General features: G+C 70.3%; 22 protein-coding genes. 6 read left to right on the top strand and 16 right to left on the bottom strand.

All coding sequences use genetic code 11. The features are described from left to right. Nucleotides 1-20 precede the first annotated feature (20 nt). Together soxR and AVR91_RS02535 are read left to right on the top strand one after the other, a co-directional pair. Nucleotides 21-482: a redox-sensitive transcriptional activator SoxR gene (soxR, locus tag AVR91_RS02540; RefSeq protein ID WP_016335982.1), complete on the top strand. Its 462-nt coding sequence runs from the start codon at nucleotides 21-23 to the stop codon at nucleotides 480-482. A 46-nt stretch (nucleotides 483-528) separates the two neighbouring features. Further along, nucleotides 529-1,095: an RNA 2'-phosphotransferase gene (locus AVR91_RS02535; RefSeq protein ID WP_063277397.1), complete on the top strand. Its 567-nt coding sequence runs from the start codon at nucleotides 529-531 to the stop codon at nucleotides 1,093-1,095. On the opposite strand, the gene AVR91_RS02530 is transcribed toward AVR91_RS02535, so the two are convergent. Together AVR91_RS02530 and AVR91_RS02525 are read right to left on the bottom strand one after the other, a co-directional pair. Next, nucleotides 1,069-1,941 (bottom strand): prenyltransferase/squalene oxidase repeat-containing protein, encoded by an 873-nt coding sequence (locus tag AVR91_RS02530; protein ID WP_063277396.1) that lies wholly within the window; start codon nucleotides 1,939-1,941, stop codon nucleotides 1,069-1,071. The two genes, AVR91_RS02535 and AVR91_RS02530, sit on opposite strands and share 27 nt — an antisense overlap. A 46-nt stretch (nucleotides 1,942-1,987) precedes the next feature. Beyond that, a complete protein-coding gene (locus tag AVR91_RS02525) occupies nucleotides 1,988-2,557 on the bottom strand; it encodes a TetR/AcrR family transcriptional regulator (protein WP_016335985.1) in 570 nt (189 codons plus the stop codon). A gap of 160 nt (nucleotides 2,558-2,717) precedes the next feature. Between AVR91_RS02525 and AVR91_RS02520 the strand changes: the two genes are divergently transcribed. Further along, nucleotides 2,718-4,898, top strand: coding sequence for an MMPL family transporter (locus AVR91_RS02520; protein WP_063277395.1), 2,181 nt, complete (start codon nucleotides 2,718-2,720; stop codon nucleotides 4,896-4,898). Between the two features lie 107 nt (nucleotides 4,899-5,005). On the opposite strand, the gene AVR91_RS43280 is transcribed toward AVR91_RS02520, so the two are convergent. The 4 genes from AVR91_RS43280 to hisD all read right to left on the bottom strand — a co-directional run bounded on the left by AVR91_RS43280 (nucleotide 5,006) and on the right by hisD (nucleotide 8,273). Beyond that, nucleotides 5,006-5,161 (bottom strand): hypothetical protein, encoded by a 156-nt coding sequence (locus AVR91_RS43280; protein ID WP_016335988.1) that lies wholly within the window; start codon nucleotides 5,159-5,161, stop codon nucleotides 5,006-5,008. A 93-nt stretch (nucleotides 5,162-5,254) separates the two neighbouring features. Further along, a complete protein-coding gene (hisB, locus tag AVR91_RS02515) occupies nucleotides 5,255-5,854 on the bottom strand; it encodes an imidazoleglycerol-phosphate dehydratase HisB (RefSeq protein WP_007029930.1) in 600 nt (199 codons plus the stop codon). Further along, nucleotides 5,851-6,951: a histidinol-phosphate transaminase gene (locus tag AVR91_RS02510; RefSeq protein WP_063277394.1), complete on the bottom strand. Its 1,101-nt coding sequence runs from the start codon at nucleotides 6,949-6,951 to the stop codon at nucleotides 5,851-5,853. The genes hisB and AVR91_RS02510 overlap by 4 nt, the downstream gene beginning before the upstream one ends. After that, nucleotides 6,948-8,273: a histidinol dehydrogenase gene (gene hisD, locus AVR91_RS02505; protein ID WP_063277393.1), complete on the bottom strand. Its 1,326-nt coding sequence runs from the start codon at nucleotides 8,271-8,273 to the stop codon at nucleotides 6,948-6,950. The genes AVR91_RS02510 and hisD overlap by 4 nt, the downstream gene beginning before the upstream one ends. An 84-nt stretch (nucleotides 8,274-8,357) precedes the next feature. Between hisD and AVR91_RS02500 the strand changes: the two genes are divergently transcribed. Next, the gene (locus tag AVR91_RS02500) at nucleotides 8,358-9,152 is read left to right on the top strand and encodes a carbon-nitrogen hydrolase family protein (RefSeq protein WP_063277412.1); all 795 of its coding nucleotides are present in this window, start codon (nucleotides 8,358-8,360) and stop codon (nucleotides 9,150-9,152) included. Here the strand turns inward: AVR91_RS02500 and AVR91_RS02495 are convergent. Next, the gene (locus tag AVR91_RS02495) at nucleotides 9,100-9,588 is read right to left on the bottom strand and encodes an Lrp/AsnC family transcriptional regulator (RefSeq protein ID WP_043848277.1); all 489 of its coding nucleotides are present in this window, start codon (nucleotides 9,586-9,588) and stop codon (nucleotides 9,100-9,102) included. The two genes, AVR91_RS02500 and AVR91_RS02495, sit on opposite strands and share 53 nt — an antisense overlap. A gap of 68 nt (nucleotides 9,589-9,656) precedes the next feature. Here AVR91_RS02495 and AVR91_RS02490 point away from each other — a divergent pair, with 68 nt between their 5' ends. After that, nucleotides 9,657-10,550, top strand: a complete 894-nt coding sequence (locus AVR91_RS02490; RefSeq protein WP_063277392.1) for an SMP-30/gluconolactonase/LRE family protein — start codon at nucleotides 9,657-9,659, stop codon at nucleotides 10,548-10,550. Here the strand turns inward: AVR91_RS02490 and AVR91_RS02485 are convergent. Genes AVR91_RS02485 through eccB form a run of 3 tightly spaced genes read right to left on the bottom strand, consistent with a single transcriptional unit; the run spans nucleotide 10,547 to nucleotide 13,361 of the window. Next, a complete protein-coding gene (locus tag AVR91_RS02485; RefSeq protein WP_016335996.1) occupies nucleotides 10,547-11,203 on the bottom strand; it encodes a response regulator in 657 nt (218 codons plus the stop codon). The genes AVR91_RS02490 and AVR91_RS02485 overlap by 4 nt on opposite strands. Next, entirely contained in the window at nucleotides 11,200-11,940 is a 741-nt protein-coding gene (locus AVR91_RS02480; protein ID WP_016335997.1) for a response regulator transcription factor, read from the bottom strand. The genes AVR91_RS02485 and AVR91_RS02480 overlap by 4 nt, the downstream gene beginning before the upstream one ends. Beyond that, the gene (gene eccB, locus AVR91_RS02475) at nucleotides 11,937-13,361 is read right to left on the bottom strand and encodes a type VII secretion protein EccB (RefSeq protein WP_063277391.1); all 1,425 of its coding nucleotides are present in this window, start codon (nucleotides 13,359-13,361) and stop codon (nucleotides 11,937-11,939) included. The genes AVR91_RS02480 and eccB overlap by 4 nt, the downstream gene beginning before the upstream one ends. Before the next feature lie 125 nt (nucleotides 13,362-13,486). Between eccB and AVR91_RS02470 the strand changes: the two genes are divergently transcribed. Further along, nucleotides 13,487-14,560, top strand: a complete 1,074-nt coding sequence (locus AVR91_RS02470) for a type VII secretion protein EccE (protein WP_063277390.1) — start codon at nucleotides 13,487-13,489, stop codon at nucleotides 14,558-14,560. Between the two features lie 341 nt (nucleotides 14,561-14,901). Here the strand turns inward: AVR91_RS02470 and eccD are convergent, their stop codons facing one another. The 6 genes from eccD to AVR91_RS02440 are packed head-to-tail and all read right to left on the bottom strand — an operon-like array spanning nucleotide 14,902 to nucleotide 20,322. Continuing rightward, nucleotides 14,902-16,278, bottom strand: coding sequence for a type VII secretion integral membrane protein EccD (gene eccD, locus AVR91_RS02465; RefSeq protein ID WP_063277389.1), 1,377 nt, complete (start codon nucleotides 16,276-16,278; stop codon nucleotides 14,902-14,904). Continuing rightward, on the bottom strand, nucleotides 16,275-16,604 hold the full coding sequence (locus AVR91_RS02460) for a YbaB/EbfC family nucleoid-associated protein (RefSeq protein WP_016336001.1): 330 nt from the start codon (nucleotides 16,602-16,604) through the stop codon (nucleotides 16,275-16,277). Before AVR91_RS02460 ends, eccD begins: the two co-directional genes overlap by 4 nt. Continuing rightward, complete coding sequence (locus tag AVR91_RS02455) at nucleotides 16,601-17,110, bottom strand: hypothetical protein (protein WP_063277411.1); 510 nt, start codon at nucleotides 17,108-17,110, stop codon at nucleotides 16,601-16,603. Before AVR91_RS02455 ends, AVR91_RS02460 begins: the two co-directional genes overlap by 4 nt. A 14-nt stretch (nucleotides 17,111-17,124) precedes the next feature. Further along, nucleotides 17,125-18,474, bottom strand: coding sequence for a WXG100 family type VII secretion target (locus AVR91_RS02450; protein WP_083715274.1), 1,350 nt, complete (start codon nucleotides 18,472-18,474; stop codon nucleotides 17,125-17,127). Between the two features lie 18 nt (nucleotides 18,475-18,492). Next, nucleotides 18,493-19,521: a hypothetical protein gene (locus AVR91_RS02445; RefSeq protein WP_063277387.1), complete on the bottom strand. Its 1,029-nt coding sequence runs from the start codon at nucleotides 19,519-19,521 to the stop codon at nucleotides 18,493-18,495. A gap of 21 nt (nucleotides 19,522-19,542) precedes the next feature. Next, nucleotides 19,543-20,322, bottom strand: coding sequence for a WXG100 family type VII secretion target (locus AVR91_RS02440; RefSeq protein WP_034319392.1), 780 nt, complete (start codon nucleotides 20,320-20,322; stop codon nucleotides 19,543-19,545). Nucleotides 20,323-20,468 lie beyond the last annotated feature (146 nt).

Genomic DNA, 20,468 nt, shown 5'->3' with positions numbered 1-20,468 from the left:
GTCAAGGCTAGCCTGGCGACGTGACGAGACTGGCTGAACACCTGAGCATCGGGCAGGTCGCCGACCGCAGCGGCGTGCCCCATACGGCTTTGCGTTTCTACGAGGACAAAGGGCTGATCAGCTCCGAGCGCTCCGCGGGCAACCAGCGGCGGTACTCGCGTTCGGTGCTGCGCCGGATCGCCTTCATCCGCGCCGCGCAGCGGGTCGGCCTCAGCCTGGACGACATCAGCTCGGCACTGGAGACCCTGCCCAAGGACCACGCCCCCACCAAGGCCGACTGGGCCCGCCTCTCGCGGGGCTGGCAGGACGAGCTCGACGCGCGGATCGACGCGTTGCAGCGCCTGCGCGACCGGCTGACCGGCTGCGTCGGCTGCGGTTGCCTTTCCCTGCGCAGCTGCGGGCTCTACAACGCCGACGACCAGATGTCCCGGTTCGGCCCCGGCGCGGGCAAACTGCGCCCGGCTTCCGAGGGCGGCATCTGAATTCCGTTGCCACGCGGGGGCCGGATATGGGTCACTATGACTCGAAATGGACAAGAAACACCTCATCCGGGCCTCGAAACGACTCTCCCGGCATCTGCGGCACGCACCCGGCGACATCGGGATCACCCTCGCCCCCGACGGCTGGGTCGAGGTCGACACGCTCTTGGCGGCCTTGCGGCGCAACGGCTTGAAGCTCACGCGCGCCGAACTCGACGAAGTCGTCGAGGGCAACGACAAGCGGCGCTTCGCCTTCGACGAGGACGGGCTGCGGATCCGCGCCAGCCAGGGTCACAGCGTCGAGGTCGACCTGGCGCTGCCGGCGGCGATTCCGCCGGATGTGCTCTACCACGGCACTGTGTCCCGGTTCCTCGGCGCGATCATGCACGAGGGACTCCGGCCGATGAACCGGCACGCCGTGCATCTCTCGGCGACCGTGGACACCGCACGAGCCGTCGGAGCCCGGCGCGGCGTCCCGGTGCTGCTCGCCGTCGACACACGGGAGATGACCGCCGCCGGGCACGAATTCCAGGTCAGCGCCAACGGTGTCTGGCTCACCGCCGCCGTTCCGCCTGAGTTCCTGCGACGGCTAGACGAGACCGTTGGCCCGCAGTAGGCCCAGCGTGCCGACGGTGAACATGCCGTTCCATTCCAGCGCGGCCGCGGGCGAATAGCTGGTGTAGTCGACCCGCCAGCCGCCGTCCTCGTGCTGGCCGCCCGCCACTCGCCGCAGATCCGCTTCGATGACCTCGGGCCGGAACAGCTTCCGTGCCGGGCCTCCGGGTTCCGGCGCGAAATCGAGCGGGCGCATGGCCTCGCCCTCGATCCCGCCGCCGACGGCCACCACCCCGTCGGCCGGGAGGAACCGGCCGAGCTTCTCGACCAGACGCGTGTCGCCCAGGGCGTCCACCAGCTTCATCGCGAAGGCGAGCACGAGCGCGTGCGGTGTCTCGTCGAGCTTTTCGATCTCGGCGAGGCAGTAGCTCGTCGCCTTCGCCAGCCACGGATGCGCGGCGACCGCGGGATCGTGCGCCGCGACGCGATGGGCGGTGACCGCGACGATCGCGGTGATCTGCAGTGAGGAGACCGACGGATCGGCGTCCGCCCAGAACGGCGCGCTGCCGAACGGATCCGGCATCGGGACCGCGAACGGGATCCCGCCGTCGGGAAGGGAGATCGAGTCGAGCCAGTCGCAGAGTTCGGCCGCGCGCGGGCTGGTCACCGGGCCGACGTCGGCGAAGACCTCGAAAGCGTGCAGCGCGCCGCCGGGCTGACTCGTCGCCGAGCGGCAATCGGGTTCCAGCCCGTGGCCGTAACCGCCGTCGGGATTGCGGTACGCCTCCAGCGCGGCGAGCGCCGCCGCCGGATCACCGTCGCGGAAAAGGACCTCGAAGCGCCGCCTGTCGAGCAGCCGGGCCTGGGTGGCCATGAACGTGGCCGCCGTCTTCAGATCGATGTTCATACCGACAGGGTCGCGTGGATCGCGGCCGCTGTCTTGAACACATCGGTCACGAGCGGCGGCGCGGACGGTTGTAGAGCTTGCGTCCGACGGCCAAGAGCGTTTCGCGCAGCGTCTCGTCGTCGAGCGAGGCGACCTCGGGCGAGCCGCCGGCGACGGCGATCCCCGCCAGCAGGACCTGCGCGGTGACGATCGCGGTGAGATCCGGATCCGGGCCGACCAGGATCTCCAGCAGCCGGTTCTTGAAACTGTCCGAGCTGTGCACGGACTTCTCGATCGCGCGGGCGATGCCGGGGTCGCTGGAGAACAGGGCGACCAGCGACCGGTGGCGCACCACGAGATCGACGAAACCGTCCAGCAGGTGGTCGATCTGCGCGCCCCGAGTGCGCTGGGCGCGCGCGTCGTCGACGATGCCCTCCAGCTCGCGCAGCACGGGCTCGGCGACCGACTCGGTGATCTCCGCCTTCGTCTTGAAGTGGTAGTAGACGGCGGCCTTCGTGACGCCGAGGGCGTCCGCGATCATCTGCAGCGAGGTGCCTTCCACGCCGTGTTCGGTGAACAACCGCAACGCCGTGCCCAGTAGTCGCGTGCGGGTGTCCTCCGCGTGGACGACGTCCATGTTCCCTCCTCGTTCAGCCGTCGGAGATTACGTCAAGCGTGCCCGCGTGGCCAAACGAGTACTAGCCGTGCGGCTAGTCACACACTTGCCGATCGGCTTGTAGGCCCCTAGCCGATCGGCTAGCTTGGAATGAACCTGATCGAGTGAACGGGAGACTTTCGTGGCCAGCTTCCTCTACCGCCTGGGCCGGTTTTCGTTCCGGCGCCGGGCACTGGTGACGGCGGTGTGGGCCGCCGTCCTGGTGGCCCTCGGCGCGGGAGCGCTGACCCTGTCCGGCCAGCTTTCGAATTCGGTGACCATCCCCGGCACCGAGTCGCAGAAGGCGATCGACCAGCTCGCCGACCGGTTCCCGGAAGCCGCCGCCGGTGGCGCGACGGGGCGCGTCGTCATCTCGACGCCCGGCGACATCACCGACGCGAACGGGCGAGCGGCGATCGCGGGCCTCGTCAAGGGACTCAAGGACGCGCCGAAGGTCGCCGGGGTGGTCGACCCGTTGCAGGTGCAGGCGATCTCGCCCGACAAGCATGTGGCGCTGGCGCAGGTCAGCTATCGCGTGCCGGGTTTCGAGCTCACCGACGCCGACCGCGACGGCCTGATGGCCGCCGCCGATTCCGCCAAGGCGGCCGGGTACACCGTCGAATTCGGCGGTGACGCCGTGCAGGCGATGCCCGCGACCAACGCCACCGAAGGCCTCGGTGTCGCCGTCGCCGCGGTCGTCCTGATCATCACCTTCGGCTCGCTGCTCGCGGCCGGGATCCCGCTGCTGACCGCGCTCATCGGCGTCGGCATCGGCATGGCGGGCATCACGACGGCGTCCGGTTTCCTCGAACTGAACACGAACACGCCGGTGCTCGCGCTGATGATCGGCCTCGCCGTCGGCATCGACTACGCGCTCTTCATCGTTTCCCGCTATCGGCACGAACTCACCGTCGGCCGCGATCCGGAGGAAGCCGCCGGCCGCGCCACCGGCACCGCGGGTTCCGCTGTGGTGTTCGCCGGGCTGACCGTCATCATCGCGCTGGCGGGCCTGACCGTCGTCGGCATCCCGTTCCTCGGCGAGATGGGGATCGCGGCGGCGATCACCGTCGCGATCGCGGTCGTCATCGCGCTCACCCTGCTGCCCGCCGTGCTCGGCTTCGCCGGCGCCAAACTGGCGGGCGGCAAGATCCGCTTGCGCCGCAAGGAAAGCACGACGACACACGGCGAACGCTGGGCGAAGTTCGTCGCCCGCCACCGGATCCCGGTGCTGATCGCCGCGATCGCCGGGCTCGCGATCGTCGCCGTGCCCGCCGCGAGCATGCAGCTCGGCCTGCCGAACGACAGCACCGCCGCGCCGGACACCACCCAGCGCAAGGCCTACGACACCGTCGCCCGCAGTTTCGGCGAGGGCGCCAACGGCCCGCTGGTGATCGTCGTCGACCTGAGCGGCAGCACCGACCGGCAAGCCGCGCTCCAGCAGGCGGCCGCGGGTATCGGCGGCCTCCCCGAACGCCCGATCGTCACGCCGCCCAAGACCAACCGCGCCGGTGACCTGGCGCTGCTGACCGTCATCCCGAAGAGCGGCCCGAGCAGCACCGCGACCGAAGACCTGGTCAGCGACATCCGCGGCCTGAACGCGAAACTGGGCTCGGCCACCGGCGCGTCGCTGGCGGTGACCGGTCAGACCGCGGCCAACATCGACGTCTCCGAGAAACTCGCCGACGCGATGCTGCCCTACCTCGCGCTGATCGTCGGGCTCGCGTTCCTGCTGCTGATGCTGGTGTTCCGCTCGATCGTCGTTCCGCTGAAGGCGACGCTGGGCTTCCTCGGTTCGGTGGTCGCGACGTTCGGTGCCGTGGTGGCCGTGTTCCAGTGGGGCTGGCTCACCGACCTGCTCGGCGTGAAGACCACCGGGCCGATCATGAGCATGCTGCCGATCCTGCTGATCGGCGTGCTGTTCGGGCTCGCCATGGACTACCAGGTGTTCCTGGTGACGCGGATGCGGGAGGAATACGTCCACGGCGCCGACCCGCAGCAGGCGATGGTGACCGGTTTCCGGCACGGCTCCCGCGTCGTGGTCGCCGCCGCGCTGATCATGATCAGCGTGTTCGCCGGATTCGTGCTCGCGGAGTCCTCGCTGATCCAATCGATCGGGTTCGCGCTGGCCTTCGGGGTGCTGGTGGACGCGTTCGTGATCCGGATGACCATCGTGCCGGCGCTGATGTCGCTGCTCGGCCGCGGTGCGTGGTGGCTGCCGAAGTGGCTGGATCGCGTGCTGCCCGATGTCGACGTCGAAGGCGAGAAGCTCGCGAAGCAGCTGGATTCGCCTGATGAGCGGGAGCTGGTCGACGCCACGAAGTAGGTGCCGTTGCAGCGTGGCATCCGCATCAGTACGTGAAGGCCCCCTTCACTGCGCTAGACGCAGTGAAGGGGGCCTTCACGTACTCAGGTCGGAAGCCGCAGGCGCGGTCAGGCCAGCCAGGCGATGGCGCCGCCGATGGCCAGCAGCGCGCCGATCCCCAGCACGACGGCCATGAACTTGACGCTCTTCCAGGTCGCGTAGACGCCGCCGATCAGGAAGCCGCCGAGCGCGAACAGCAGCACAGCGATGGTCGTGTTACTCACGACCGCCACCCTGCCACACGCCCGCGAGCCGGACCGCGCCGGGCTCGCCCCTTGTCCGCCCCACCGGACGCATTTAGTCCTCTGGACGCGGGCTTAGAGGACGCCCTTCGTCGACGGGATGCCGCCCGCCCGCGGGTCCGGCTCGGTCGCGGCCCGCAGCGCCCGCGCGACGGCCTTGTACTCGGCCTCCGCGATGTGGTGCGGGTCCCGGCCGTGCAGCACCCGCACGTGCAGCGCGATCTGCGCGTGGAACGACAGCGAGTCGAACACGTGCCGCGTCAGCACGAACGGGTAGTTCCCGCCGATGGTGAAGCTGTTGAACTGCTCCGGCTCGCCCAGGTGCACGCAGTACGGCCGCCCGGAGACGTCGATCGCGGCGTGCGCGAGGGTCTCGTCCATCGGGATCCACGCGTCGCCGAACCGGCGGATACCGCTCTTGTCACCGAGCGCCTGCCGCAGCGCCTGGCCGAGCACGATCGCGGTGTCCTCGACGGTGTGGTGCGCGTCGATGTGCACGTCACCGGTCGCCTGCACCTTGAGGTCGAGCGAGCCGTGCACACCGAACGCGGTGAGCATGTGGTCGTAGAACGGGACACCGGTGTCGATCTCCACCTGACCCGTGCCGTCCAGATCGAGCTGGACCGAAATGGACGATTCCTTGGTGGTGCGATCCACCTTGCCGACGCGACTCATCGCGGCACCTCCTTGCTGGCCTCGAGAAAGGCGTCGTTCTCTTCCGGCGTGCCGATGGTCACCCGCAGGTGCCCGGCGATGCCGACGTCCCTGATCAGCACACCGTTGTCCAAATAGGACTTCCAGGTCGCGGGCGCGTCCGCGAACCGTCCGAAGAGGACGAAGTTCGCGTCGCTCGGGACCGGCGTGAATCCCAAGCCCAGCAACGATTCCACCACGCGGTCGCGTTCGGCCGCGAGTTTGGCGACCGAGGCGAGGGTGGCGTCCGCGTGCCGCAGCGCGGCGCGCGCGGCGGCCTGCGTGAGCTTCGAAAGGTGGTACGGCAGGCGCACCAGCTGCAGCGCGTCGACGATCGCGGGCGCCGCCGCGAGGTAGCCGAGCCGTCCACCGGCGAAGGCGAACGCCTTGCTCATCGTGCGCGACACGATCAGCTTCGCCGGGTACTCCTCGATCAGCTCGACTGCGCTCGGCTGCGACGAGAATTCCGCGTACGCCTCGTCGACCACCACGATGCCCGGCGCCGCTTCGAGCAGCCCGCGCAACTCGCCGAACGGGATCGACCCGCCGGTCGGGTTGTTCGGGCTGGTCACGAACACGATGTCCGGGCGGCGTTCGCCCACCAGCGCGGCCGCCTTCTCGGTGTCGAGCGTGAAATCGTCGCGGCGCGGCACCGGCAGCCAGTCGGTGCGGGTGCCCGCCGAGATGATCGGGTGCATCGAGTACGACGGCTCGAAGCCCAGGGCCGACCGGCCGGGACCGCCGAAGGCCTGCAGGATCTGCTGCAGGATCTCGTTGGAGCCGTTGGCGGCCCACACGTTCGACTCCGACACCAGCACGCCGGTGGACACCGCGAGATAGTCCGCGAGATCCTGGCGCAACGCGACGGCGTCGCGATCCGGGTAGCGGTGGAGCGAAGCGGCCTCGGCACGCACGGCCTCGGCGACGTCGGCCACCAGCTCATCCGGCGGCGGGTACGGGTTTTCGTTGGTGTTGAGCCGGATCGGCACGTCGAGCTGCGGTGCGCCGTACGGGGTCTTGCCCCGCAGGTCCTCCCGCAGCGGGAGCGTGTCGAGCGTGATCTCCTCGCCGATGCTCATGCCCGCTCCCCCTCGAACCGCGCCGTGATGGCCTCGCCGTGCGCGGGCAGGTCTTCGGCGTTCGCCAGCGCGACGACGCGGCCGGCGATCTCGCGCAGCGCGTCCTGGCTGTAGTCGACGACGTGCACGCCCTTGAGGAAGCTCTGCACCGAAAGCCCGGACGAGTGCCGCGCGAACCCGCCGGTCGGCAGGACGTGGTTGGACCCGGCGCAGTAGTCGCCGAGCGAGACCGGCGCGTACGCCCCGACGAAGATCGCACCGGCGTTGCGCACGCGAGCCGCCACCGCACGCGCGTCCGCGGTCTGGATCTCCAGGTGTTCCGCCGCGTACGCGTCCACGACGCGAATCCCGTCGTCCACAGTGGACACGAGGATGACGCCGGACTGCTTGCCGCCCAAGGCTTCCGTCACCCGCTCGGAGTGCTTGGTCGCGACAACGCGCCCGGTGAGTTCCTTGTCGACGGCGTCCGCGAGCTCCTCGGACGTGGTGACCAGCACACTCGCGGCGAGCGGGTCGTGCTCGGCCTGGCTGATCAGGTCGGCGGCGACGTGCACCGGGTCGGCGGTCTCGTCGGCGAGGATCGCGATCTCGGTCGGGCCCGCCTCGGAGTCGATGCCGATGATTCCGCGCAGCAGCCGCTTGGCCGCGGTGAGGTAGATGTTGCCGGGCCCGGTGACGATGTCGACGGGCTCCAGTGTCGCGCCGTCGGTGTCCGTGCCGCCGTACGCGAGCAGCGCGACGGCCTGCGCGCCGCCGACGGCCCAGACCTCGTCGACGCCGAGCAGTTCGGCGGCGGCCAGGATCGTCGGGTGCGGGAGCCCGCCGAACGCGGCCTGCGGCGGCGAGCACAGCACGAGCGTGCCGACGCCGGCGATCTGCGCCGGGACGACGTTCATCACCACGGTCGAGGGGTACACCGCCAGCCCGCCCGGGGCGTACAGCCCGACGCGCTCGACGGGAATCCAGCGCTCGGTGACGGTGCCGCCGTCGACGACCTCGGTCGTGACGTCCTGGCGGCGCTGATCGCCGTGGACCTTGCGGGCGCGGACGATGGACTCCTCCAGTGCCTCGCGGACGGCCGGGTCCAGGTTCGCGAGCGCGCTGGTGAGCTCCGCGGCGGCCACGCGGACTCCGCCGGGACGCACCTTGTCGAACTTCTCGGTGTACTCGAGGACCGCCTCGACGCCGCGATCGCGGACCGCCTCGACCACCGGCCGTACGTGATGCAGGGCCGCGTCCACGTCGTACTCGGCACGCGGGAGCGTGCTCCTGAGTTCGGCAACGGACGGGACCTGTCCACGCAGGTCGGTACGGTTCAGCATGGGTCAAGGGTACGAGGTGGCCGGATCGCCCCGAGCAGGCACACTGGGGTGGTGACCAGCGATCCCACGATGAGGGAGGCCTCCGTGCCGCGAATCGGGTTGTGCCAGCTCACGGCGGCCGAGGATCCCGAAACGAACCTGAAGCTGATTCGCGAAGGCGTGACGGCCGCGGCGGCCGAGGGCGCGCGGATCGTGGTGTTCCCCGAGGCGGCGATGGCGCGCTTCGGCATCCCGCTCGCGCCCGTCGCGCAACCCTTGGACGGTCCCTGGGCGTCCACAGTGGCGGCCCTCGCCGACGAGCACGGTGTCGTGGTCGTCGCGGGCATGTTCACGCCGTCGCCCGACGGGCGCGTGAGCAACACGCTGCTCGTCACCGGCGCCGGGCATCACTTCGGCTACGACAAGATCCATCTGTACGACGCGTTCGGCTTCGCCGAGTCCGACACGGTCGCCCCGGGCACCGCGCCCGTCACCTTCGAGGTCGACGGGGTCACCTTCGGCCTCGCGACCTGTTACGACATCCGCTTCCCCGAACTGTTCCGGAAGCTGGCCGACGACGGCGCCGACATCGTGCTCGTGCCCACGTCCTGGGGCGCGGGCGAGGGCAAACGCGAGCAGTGGGAGGTGCTGGTGCGCGCCCGCGCGCTCGACTCCGGCTGCTGGGTGCTGGGCTGCGGACAGGCCGATCCGGCCACGACGTCGACCCCGGTGAACCCCAAGGCTCCGACCGGGATCGGCTATTCCACGGTGTCCGACGGTTTCGGCCGTGTCCACACCCAACTGGGCGCCGGGGCGGAACTGGTCGTCGTCGATCTCGACCCCGCGGTCAGCGGGAAGGCGCGGGCGGCGACGGGCGTTCTGGCGAACCGTCGCCTGTAGCGTCCACCGATCGCTCGAAGAAGGATTCGAGCACCACGATCGTCTGAGTCCCGGTGACGCCCTCGATCGCGTACAGCCTGCGCAGGGACGCCTGAAGCTCCTCGGTGGTCGGCGTGCGCACCTTAACCAGCAGCGAGGCCGGGCCCGCGATGATGTGCGCCTCGACGACCTCCGGCAACGCCTCCAGCGCGGCCTTGGTCGGCGCGTCGCCCATCCACGACCCCGCCTCGACCAGCACGAACGCCATCACGCCCCGGCCGACGGCCGCCGGATCGACGTCGACGGTCGTGCGCCGGATGACGCCCTGTTCGCGCAGTTTGCGGACCCGCTCGTGCGCGGCGCCCGCGGACAGCCCGACCGCCTTGCCGAGCGCGGCGTACGCCTGCGTCGCGTCCTGCTGCAACGCGGTGAGCAACATGCGATCCACGTCATCCATGGGTTGACCATATCAAGTTCGGCAGTTCATGATGATCGCAATATCTCATTCGGAACACTGGGGTTCTCATGGACATGGTCAAGGCACAGTTCGAGGTGCTCGACGAGCGATTCGCCCGCGTCAACGGGGACGAGTGGATGCGGCGGCTGCACACCGGCTGCCGGTGGACCGAGGGCCCCGCCTACTTCCCCGCCGGGCGGTACCTGGTGTTCAGCGACATCCCGAACGACCGAGTGCTGCGCTGGGACGAGACCACGGGCGCGGTCGGCGTGTTCCGCGAGCCGGCCGGATTCCACAACGGGCACACCGTCGACCGGCAGGGCAGGCTCGTCAGCTGCGAACAGGGCGGCCGCCGGGTGACCCGCACCGAGCACGACGGCACGACCACCGTCCTCGCGGACACCTATCAGGGCAAGAGGTTCAACAGCCCCAACGACGTCGTCGAGTCCTCGGACGGCGCGATCTGGTTCACCGACCCGAGTTACGGCATCGACAGCGACTACGAGGGCCATCAAGCCGAGAGCGAGATCGGCGCCTGTCACGTCTATCGAGTCGATCCGGATGGTTCCGTGCGGATCGTCGCGGACGACTTCTCGCGCCCGAACGGGCTGGCGTTCTCCCTCGACGAGTCGCTGCTCTACATCGCGGACACGCGGCAGAATCCCAGCCACATCAGGGTTTTCTCGGTGGACGACGGCCGCCTTTCCGGCGGCGAGGTCTTCGCGACGAGTGACGCGGGCGGTTTCGACGGGATGCGGCTGGACGCCGCCGGACGGCTCTGGGCGGCCGCGCACGACGGCCTGCACTGCTTCGCGCCCGACGGCACGAGGATCGGGAAGCTGCGAGTGCCGGAGGTCTGTTCGAACCTGACCTTCGGCGGGCCGCGGCGGAACGATCTGTTCATCACCGCGTCCAGTTCGGTGTACACGCTGCGGGTGAACTTCTCGGGGCCACGGTTCTAGCGCAGCAGGCCCTCGCGGATCGCGACGCGGACGAAGCCGGCGCGCCGCCGCTCGCCGGTCTTGTCCCGGATCCGGTCGAGATAGGACCGCACCGTCCGCACGCTGATGTTCAGGATCTCCGCCACGTCGACGTCCCGCTCGCCGGCCGCGACCAGCCGCAGGACCTGTTTCTCCCGTTCGGACAGGACGATCTTGGGCCCGGCGTGGCGGTCTTCGCTGTCCTGGATGATCATCCCGGCCAGCGTCGGCGACACGTACGCGTTGTCTTCGGCGATGGTGCGGATGGCGCGCAGGAGTTCGTCGCCGTCGACGTCCTTGGACAGGAAGCCCTTCGCCCCGGCCTGCATGGCGCCCAGCACCTCGGGCTGCTCGGCGTGCGCGGACACCACGAGCACCTTGTGTCCCATCTGTCCCACCTCGAGTACCGCGGCGGCGTCCTGGACGCCGCGCAGCTTGAGGTCGAGGACGACGACGCTGCCGGGAGGCTGCTCCTGGACGGCGAACCGCGCGACGGAGTCGGCGACGGCGCCCAGCTCGATGTCGGGCGCCTCGGTGAGGACACGCGCGACGGCGTCCCGGTACAGCGGATGATCTTCGATCACCCCGACGTTGATCGGCGTACTGCGTTTCGGCTGCTGCTCGTCTGCGTTCACCGGCGTCCTTCGAATCCGCCCGCGTCGGCGCGGGGCGCGACCGGCCGAGACGGACCGGGCACCTCCGGCGGAGACGCGAGCCCGAGCTGGATGGCCTTGCGGACCAGACCGGCCCGCCTTCTCTCTCCGAGTTTGTCACGGATCCGGTCCAGATAACCGCGGACCGTCCGAACCCCGATACCCAGGATGCGGGCGATGTCGACGTCGCGTTCGCCCGCGGCGACGAGCCGCAGGACCTGCTTCTCCCGTGCGGAGAGCGCGACGTCCGGGGCCGACGCGGGGCGGTCGGCGTTGTCCTTGATGATCATTCCGGCCACCACCGCGGAAACGTAGGCCCGGCCCCGCGCGACCGTCCTGATCGCGGTCAGCAGCTCGTCGACGTCGACGTCCTTGGACAGGAATCCCTTGGCACCGGCCGCGATCGCGCCGAGCACCTGCTCGGGCTCGGCCTGCGCGGACACCACGAGCACGTGATGCCCCAGTTCGCACACCTGGAGCACGGCTGCCGCGCCGGCGATCCCAGGCAGGCCGAGGTCGAGCAGCACCACGCTGCCGGGCGGCTGCGGATGGACGTGGAACCGGGCGACCGAATCGACCACGGCGCCCAGTTCGATGCCGTCGGCCTCGGTGAGGACCCGGACCACGGCGTGCCGGTACAACGGATGGTCCTCGATCACCGCGACGTCGACCCGGTCGGTCTCCGGCCTGTCTTCGGTCCTCTGCACGTTCCCGATCACCCCGTCCCACCCGCCGCGGACACCGCCCGGCCCGCTTGCGCCGGATCCAGCGCGGGACCGCGCGGAACCAGCGCCAGCAATCCATTCGGAACCGGTTGCCGTTCGGCTTGGCCGTAGCCGAGGGAAGCGAGTGCCTCAGTGCTCGCCACCGGGTACTTCTGGCCCGTGTCGGTGACGACGTAGACCGTGCCGGAACCGGATTCCGCCACCACCGCGCCTCCCGACGGGGGCACGAAGACGGCGTCGGCGACCAACGCGTCGGTCCGCGCGGTCACCGGGATCGCCTTCGCACCTTGCGGCAACGGGACCTGTGCGGAGATAACGATTCGAGAACCCTGTGCGCATAACGTCACGGACTGTCCGGTAACGGGCGCTTTTCGCGGGATCCGGTCCGGATACTCCGCGGGATCGGCCCCGCCCGCCCGTGCCGTGCCGACCTTCGCCACCGCGGCGACGTCGGCCGCGCGCACCGCGACGGGCGCCGGGACGCCGGTGTAGGCGTCGGCGTTCTGCGGGGTGTTGATCAGCAGGCTCGCCTCGGTCTGGCCGATCGGTTCGAGCCCTTCGGCATGGACGAGGTAGTACGACGTCGCGTCGTTGGGCGACGCCATCGCGTCGATGACGCCGAGCACCGAGCCGACCTTCGTCGAGACGCCGCCGACCTTCGGGCCGGGCCGCCCGGCGTCGTCGACCGCACGGTAGGCGAGATCGCGTCCGGCGGCGACGGTGCCGATCCACCGGGAGGACACCGCGATCGCCGGGTAGGTGTCGAACTGCAACGCCGTGGCGGCTTCCGGGGTGAGCTTGTAGCGCCGCCCGGCCGTCACGAGGTAGCGCTCCCCCTCGGGGACGCGGACCACGACTGCCTGGTCCCTCGGCAGGTCGATCCCGGCGGCGGGCGCGCCGAGGAGCACCGTCGTCTCCGGTTCGGCCGACGCGGGCGCGTCCTGGGTCGTCCGCGAACAGGCCGTCCACGGGGTGTTCACCAGCGCGGCCGCCGCGGGCAGCGAATCGGGGGCGCCGGGGATGCCGATCTGCGAACCCCTCGGCGCCTTCGCGAGCTTGTCCGAAGGGACGGTCACCGTGGCCTCGCCGTTGCCGCCCGCCATCAGCCGCGCGGAGGCGTAGTTGAGCACCGGATGCAAAGCGCCGTCCTGGCCGAGGATGTAGCGCGCACCGGTGCCCTCCTCGACTATCACCTTGCCGCCCGCCAGCCAGTCCTTGCCGCCGGAGGGGTTCAGCAGGCCGATCACGCCGAAGACCGCGGTGACCAGCAACGCCACGCCGAGTCCGCACAGGGTGCCGATGACGAGCCTGCGGCTCGGGGCGACCGGGTGGTTGGCGTCAGCCGAGACCAGTGCCGAAACCAGTCTCCTGCGGAGGAATTGGTAGGCCTGGATCTGGTCCCGCTGCGTCCACACGCTCCCGTCCCCCGCCGTTCGTGCCCACCCGTTTCGAGGGTGCTCACGTTAGGTCCGGCCCCGGTTCGCGGTGAGGGTATTTTTTACGCCCCTCCCCCGCGCGGGGCGGGGCTACCGTCGGGCGCGTGCACGCTGAAGCCCCGGCCCGCCCCGCACCGGAAAAGGCGCCCGCGCGCGGGGTCGCGGGCGCGGCGCCGCTGCCCTGGCTACTGCCGGTCCGCCCGCTTCAGGCGGCGCTCTGGGAGATCGCCGGGATCGCGATCCTGCTGGCCTTCACCGTCGACGGGGTCCCGCAGGCCGCGCGGATCAGCATCGCCGCCGTCGCCGGCGTCCTCGTGCTGACGACTTCGGTCCGTTTCGCCGGACGCCTTGTCGCGGGCTGGCTGCTCACTTGGGCCGGTTATCGGCTGAAGCGCCGGGAAAAGCCCGAGGTCCCCGATCCGCTGCACCGGCTCGCCGGCCCGGTCCGGGTGCGTCAGCACGTCGACCGCGCGGGCAACCGGTTCGGCGTCGCCGAGGTGAGCGACGGATGGAGCGCGATCGTCCGGCTCACCCCCGGTGCCGTGGCGCCGACGCCGGACCTGCTCGTCGGCATCCTGCGGGACGCGTACGCGAGCACCGGAATCCCTTTGTCCAGCGCGCAACTGCTGACCTGGACCGTCCCCAATGGACAGTCGGTGCTGCGCGTCCGCTGGCTCACCGTCCGGTACCGGCCCGAGGACGCGCCGATCGCGGCGCTCGCCAGGGGCGGCGGGGAACTGGGCGCGCTGCGGAGCACCGCCTGCGCGGCGCTGTCGCTCATGGGCGCGCTGGCCGAAGCCGGGTTCGAGAGCACCGTGCTCGAAGCCGGTGAGGTGGCGGAAAACCTGCGCGTCGCGCTCGGCAGCGGTCAGGGCGCGCCGGTGGACGGCTGGCGTTCCTGGGACTGGGGCGGCGCGTCGCAGGTCTGCTACCGGCCCCGTTCGGAGCGGGAGCTCGCGCGGACACTGGATCTTCACGTCCCCGGCTCGGCGTTCACCGCGACTTCGTACACGCTGTACCGCTCCCCCGGCGGGCGCGAGAAGTCCGAGGTGACCATCCGGGTCGGCGGACGGCCGGGGGCGGAAACGGTGCGGCCGGGCGGGGTCGCGGTGACCCCACTGCACGGACGGCACGCGGTGGCGGTCCGGCGGACCCTGCCGCTGGCGCTGGAGAACTGAGGGGACGGTCCGTGGAGGGTTCCTTTCTTCTCTGAGGGTAGGGAAGGAATCCTCCACGGACGTGACGCATTTCGGACGACGCAACGACAAAGACACCGGCGGCAAGGCGCGAGCGCCGACAGAGGCCGCCACGCGTCAAGTGTCCGTTTGATATTCATATGACCGGTTCGACGCCCGGGGTCGTGAGTGATAATGAGGGTTAGAACCACCCAAATCACTCACGACCCCTGCACAAAGTGACCGAATCGGGCGTCTTGCCTCTGAATGTGTCCCTTGTGGACAGTCAGGACTGCGCAATGCGCTCGACGGGCCCGCACCCGTCACCAAATACCCAAGGGGAATCAGCCTCGCACGGCCTCGTAGACCCCCGCGATCATGCCGACGAACGGGATCAGCGAGAGCAGCACCAGGAACTCGACGATATCGAGAGTCCTTGCCCAGTAAGGGGAACGCCGCCCCTTCGCGACACGCGTCGCGTAGGTGAGGCAGACGCCCGCCGCGACGACGACGGCACAGCCGGCGGCGAAGACGAACGAGCGCGGGCCACCCGCGGCGAGCCAGAAACCGGCCGCCGCCAGGGCCGCCGCACCGAAACCGATGAGCACGAGCCGCTGTGAACGGCCGGCGAACGCACGCGAACGCAGCATCAGCGCCAGGCCCAGCAGCGCGCTCAGGCCGGCTTCCCAGGCACCGCCGGACGACGACAGGACCACCGACGCCGAGACCACGACGAGCCCGAGCGCGACGAGCAGCCCGGTCAGCAACGCCTGCGCGTAGGTCGTCCCGCCGACCATGTCCTCGCCGAGCGAAGGGTTCTCGTCGGCGCGGAACGAGTCCATGTCGTCGGGCACGCGCGGCAGCGGCAGCCTGCCGAGCCGCAGCGCCATCATCGGCGCCACCGCGGCCAGAGCGGTCGCCACGACGGCGACGACGGCGGCCGCCGAGACCGGACGGACGTCGGCCAGCAGCACGACGGCGGTGGTGATCGCGCCGAGCCCGGCCGCGACCGTCACCGCGACGAACCACGGCAGCCGGTCCGCCACCGAAACGGCCGCGATCACGCCGTACACGGTCACCACGGCGAGCCCCGCGGCCAGCGGTCCCGCCGACAGGGAGAACAGCGGATGCGGCGACAGGATCGACATCCCGGCCAGCAGGGCCGCGCCGACCCCGGCGAGGGCACCGGCGGCACCGGCCTCCGCGTCGCCGTACGCGCGGCTCAGCGCGCCACCGCCCAGAACCAGGACCAGCGCGAGCAATCCGGTCCCGATCGGCGCCAGCACACTCCCCGAGGCCGCCGCCTGCACCAGCAGCCCGCCGGCGAGCAGCAGCACCACGGACGCGACGATGCCCGCCTTGCGCGCCACCGACGGTCCCCAGCGGCCGGTGCCCGCCTCGGCGACGCTGGCGATCGAATCGACGACGTCGTCGAACAGCAGCGGACCCCGCGGGCGTTCCCGCGGGGTCAGATGGAGGACTTCGCCGTCGCGCACCTGCGCGGCGGCCACCGTGAGCCCGAGCGCGAGCGGAGCGCCGCCGAGGCGGGACAGCACCCAGCCGGGATGCTCGGCCGACGCCTGCCCCGAAGCACCCGCGAGCCGCACGAGCTGCGGGACGAGTTCGGCGAAAGTGCTCTGCTGCGGCAGCGCCACATCGACGCGCGCCCGCGGTGTCACCACCGTGACGCGCCGGGTGGAGCCCGCGATCGCGGCCGTCATGCTTCGATCGACTTGGCGGACTCGATGACCGGGGCGAATTTGGCGCTGCTGGCCTCGGCCAGTTTCTGCAGCCCGTTGTTGACCGCCTCCAGCACGATCTCCGAGAGGTTGCGCGCGTCGTACTGGCGCACCGCGCGCGGGTCGATGTCGATCGAGGTGAACCGGCCGTCCCCGCGCAGCACGACGGTGACCTCGTTCTGCCGGGAGTGCGCCTTGACCTCCATCGCCTCGACCGAACGCTGGATGCGCTGCACCTCTTCGGTCTGCTTGCGGACCTGGTCCAGCAACTCGTCCATGTCCGGCATGGCGTAGGGGTCGGTGGTCACGAGTCTTCTCCTTCATCTGCGGTGGTATCCCGGCGGACGTGGACACCGCCCACGAACCGCCGGAAGTCGTCGCCGAGGCCGCGGGCCGCCTCGGGGGTCGCGGTGCAGGCGATCTCGAGGATCAGCCGCTCGGCCGGGTTCGCCCCCGGCACGGTCAGCAGCACCTGCGTCTGGACGAGGTCCTGCCCTTCGCCGGTGCGGATGCGCAGCACCTGCGTCACGCCCGGCGCGACCCCGGTGCCGATCACCTTGCGCCGCACCACTTCGAGCGCGGCCATGGTGCGGCCGAGACGTTCGACGGCCTCGTCGGCGATGTCGGTGATCTGCGCCTGGTCCGGCCGTTGCCCGACGCTCAGGGTGATGTTCGGGGTGAACTCCGACGCGGTCCCGCGGTGCACCGCCACGAAGACCGCGCCCTCGGCACCGACGGACGACGGCTCGACCGGCACCCAGCCGTCGGGGATGTCGAAGCCGAGCGGAAGGGAGACCCGGTCCTGCATCGCCATGTCGTTCATCCCCGTCACCACGTGCCCACGTACGAGATCGCGTCGTCCCACGCCTCGCCGACGGCGTCCGCCGCCTGGCCCGCCGCGCCGCTCACCGCGTCGACGGCCGCGCCGCCGTACTCGCCGAAGGTGTCCGCGATCTTCGGCAGGTCGATGTCGATCTTCGCGCCGATCCCGGCACCGAGCCCGAGCGCGACACCCGCCTTGAAGTTGACCTTGATGTGCCCGGCGTCGTAGACGGCCTGGCCGTCGAGCTGCGCGCCGAGTCCATATTGGAGGGTGCCGCTCGCGCCGACGCCGACGCCCGCCACGTCCGCCGCGAGCTCGCCTTCGATCTTGCCGCCCACGAAGGCGTTGGCGTGCACTCCGACGCCGTGCGCGCCCGCCTGCAGCGAGCCGTTCACCTCACCGCCGACGAACGCGGTCCCCTTGGCACTGGCCGAAGCGACGCCCCATTCCTTCTTGCCTTCGAGCTCTTCCTTGAAGGCGGCCAATTCGGCGTGGCCGGACGCCTTGAAGTCCCAGCCCTGCGTGGAGATCTTGGCGTCCCACCCCGGGGTGAAACCGTCCTGCTCCTGTTTCCACTTGGCGTAGGTGATCTCGGTGTTGCCCCAGGCCTTTTCGCCCAGCGTCTCCGGCTTCGGCCTGCCGAACGGGGTGTCGCCCGCCCGCGGGGCGCGCGTGCCTTCGAGGCCGTCCCAGGTGAGCTTCTTCCAGCCGGAATTGCCGAACCACGAAGGATGCGAACGCGGGCGCTTGCGGCCGTCGAGCGCTTCGCCGTTGAGCCAGTACAACGGGCCTCGGCCCCATTTGCCGAGCTCGTGCTCGATCCGGCCGGTGCCCTCCGGCGGGAACAGCCGCGCGAGTTCCTCGCTCAGCTCGTCGGCGATCTCCTGTGCCGCCTGCGCCGCGCGTTCGCCGAGCTGGCGGGCGGCGGAGATGAACGCGTTGACCGCGTTCGCGTTAGCCGTCCGCGCCTGGCTGGTGAGCTGCGCGGCGTACTGGTCGAACTGCGCGAGGATCGAGTCCACACAGGACTTCGCGCCCTGCAGCGCCTGCGCTCCGGCCCGCAGCCGGTTCGACTGGTCGCTCAGTTTCGCGCCGAGCTCGCCGAGTTCCTGGCACAGTTTCGTGGCGGAGACGGAGAACGCCGTATAGGCGTCGCCTTCCCAAGACGCGTTGAGCGCCTTCGACGCCTTGCCGATCTCGTCCGCCCGGCCGGAAACCGTCGACGCCCGGTCGCCGCACCGCTGACCGGCGGCGGTCAGCGCCGAAGGGTCACCGGTGACCCGCCGCTGGTACTCGACCACCAGCCGCCGGTAATTCGACAGGATCGAGCTGACGACGCCCGAAGCGTCGACCACACCGCTCCCCCACACGGTTTACCTGCCCTTCGCCGGTGAATCCGCGCCCGCGTCGATGTCGATGTGCTGCTCGAAGTGCTTGCCGCCGTAGTTCATGTCGATGTCGATATCGATGTCCTGGCCACCCGGCGCCTGCACGGTGGACTTGCCGGTGCTCAGGTCGGTGGTGATGGTGACGGTGTTCCCGTTGCCCGGGTACGAGCCGCCGGAGCCCGAGCCGCCACCGGAGGGTCTGTCCACCGGGATCCAGGCGTCGGCGCCGCCCGGCCAGGTGCCCTGGGATCCGTTGCCGCCCAAGGCAGGCGGCCGGTACTGGGTGAACGGTGGCGTCTCGCCCGGCGTCGAACCGGCGCCCGCGCCGCCACCGGAACCGCCGATCGCGGCCTGCCCGGAACCGCTGGCGACCGAGCCCGGCGCCTGCGGGTTGGTGACCGGGGTGCCGGAGACCGCCGAGTTTCCCGCCGCGCCGTTGTCACCGGCGTCGTTGTGCCCGAACAGTTTCTGGACCTCGCCGATGATGGTGGCGATCTGGGTGATCTGGTTGGCGAGGTCGACCACGCCGAGCGCCTTCAGCAGCGCGCCGATCGCGGTGATGAACGCGCGCAGCGAAGCACTGGTGGCGGTGGAAAGCGCGACGGCGGCGCCGTAGGTCCACGGATTCGACATCAGGCCCGCGACCGTCGGGTTCACCGCCGAGACCACCGCCTTGTACGCGGTCTGCGCGGTCTTGATCAGCGTTCCCGCGATGCCGAGCAGCTCGGCACCCTTCTGCACGACCTGGATGATCTTGGTCAGCGAGTTCAGGGAATCGGTGATCTTCTTCAGCGCGGAGTCCGACGCGCCACCGGACCAGATCTTGCCCAGCTGCTCGGCGGCCTTCGTCACCTCGTTGTACATGGTGAGGAACTCGTTGGCCTTCTTGAGCACTTCGAGCACGTGCTTCGCGATCTGCTCCGGCTGGCCGGTGAGGATCTGCGGCAGGATGGTGATCGGCCCGCCCGAGGACGCCGTGGCGTCCATCGCGCTGGAATTGGGGTAAGTCAGCATGGTCGCTCCTCAGGCCGGAAGTCAGACGGAAGCCGGGCGGTAGACGCTGACCTTCGCCAGGCCGTTGATGTCCGCGTCGACGATTCCGTGGTTGTAGAGCAGCCCGCCCTCTCCGGCGATGGCGATGATCGGCTTGCTGTCGGAGAACAGGAGCGGTTCGACCACGACGACGTCACCGCTGTGCACACCGCCCGGCACGTCGCCGAAGTTGCGCGCCGTACCCGCGTAGACCTCGATGACCCCGACCCGCGCCTGGTTGTCGGCGTCACCGGCCAGCCAGTCGTTGAAGTCCGAGACGCCGTGGAACCGCGTGTCGGTGATCGGGTGGTCGCCGAGCTGCCCCAGCCGCGCGTCCCCCAGGTAGCGCAGCACGTTGCCGACCGACGACGGCTCGCCCTGTCCGCCGGCACTGTCGTTGATGGCCAGTGTCGCCAGCTCGGAAGCGTGCGAGTTCCCCCAGATCGACGAAGACGTCGATCCGGCACCGCCGCCGGGGCGGCCGCCGTATCCGCCCGCGACCGCCTCGTCGGCGGCCTGGTACGCGTCGGCGCTGCTCTTGATGAAGCCGTTGATCTGCTGCAGCAGCTGCAACAGGGTGCGGACCGCGACCACCTGCTGGCTCTGCATCGCCGTGTTGGCCGCCGCCACCGCGCTGCCGAACGTGGCGAACGACATCGGCTGCAGGACGGTGCGTTCGAGGTCGGCGACGACGTTGATGCCCTGCATGATGATGCCGCCCAGGTTCCCGACCGCCGAGCGCATGGCCTCGGGCTCCGCCCGGTACTCGCCCGTGCCGACCATGGCTCTCCTTCTCTCGTTCCCCCACGTCTGCGTGACCAGCAGCGTAAGTTCGCCACCAGACGTGAGCGGACGGCAAAAGTACCCACCGCAAGGGCGGCACGAGTGGCCAGAATGATCGGCAGGATTACCCACAAGCGGCCAGAAAG

It is taken from the genome of Amycolatopsis keratiniphila subsp. keratiniphila (genome assembly GCF_001620365.2).
GTDB lineage: Bacteria > Actinomycetota > Actinomycetes > Mycobacteriales > Pseudonocardiaceae > Amycolatopsis > Amycolatopsis keratiniphila.
This window is presented reverse-complemented; position numbering and strand designations above follow the sequence as displayed.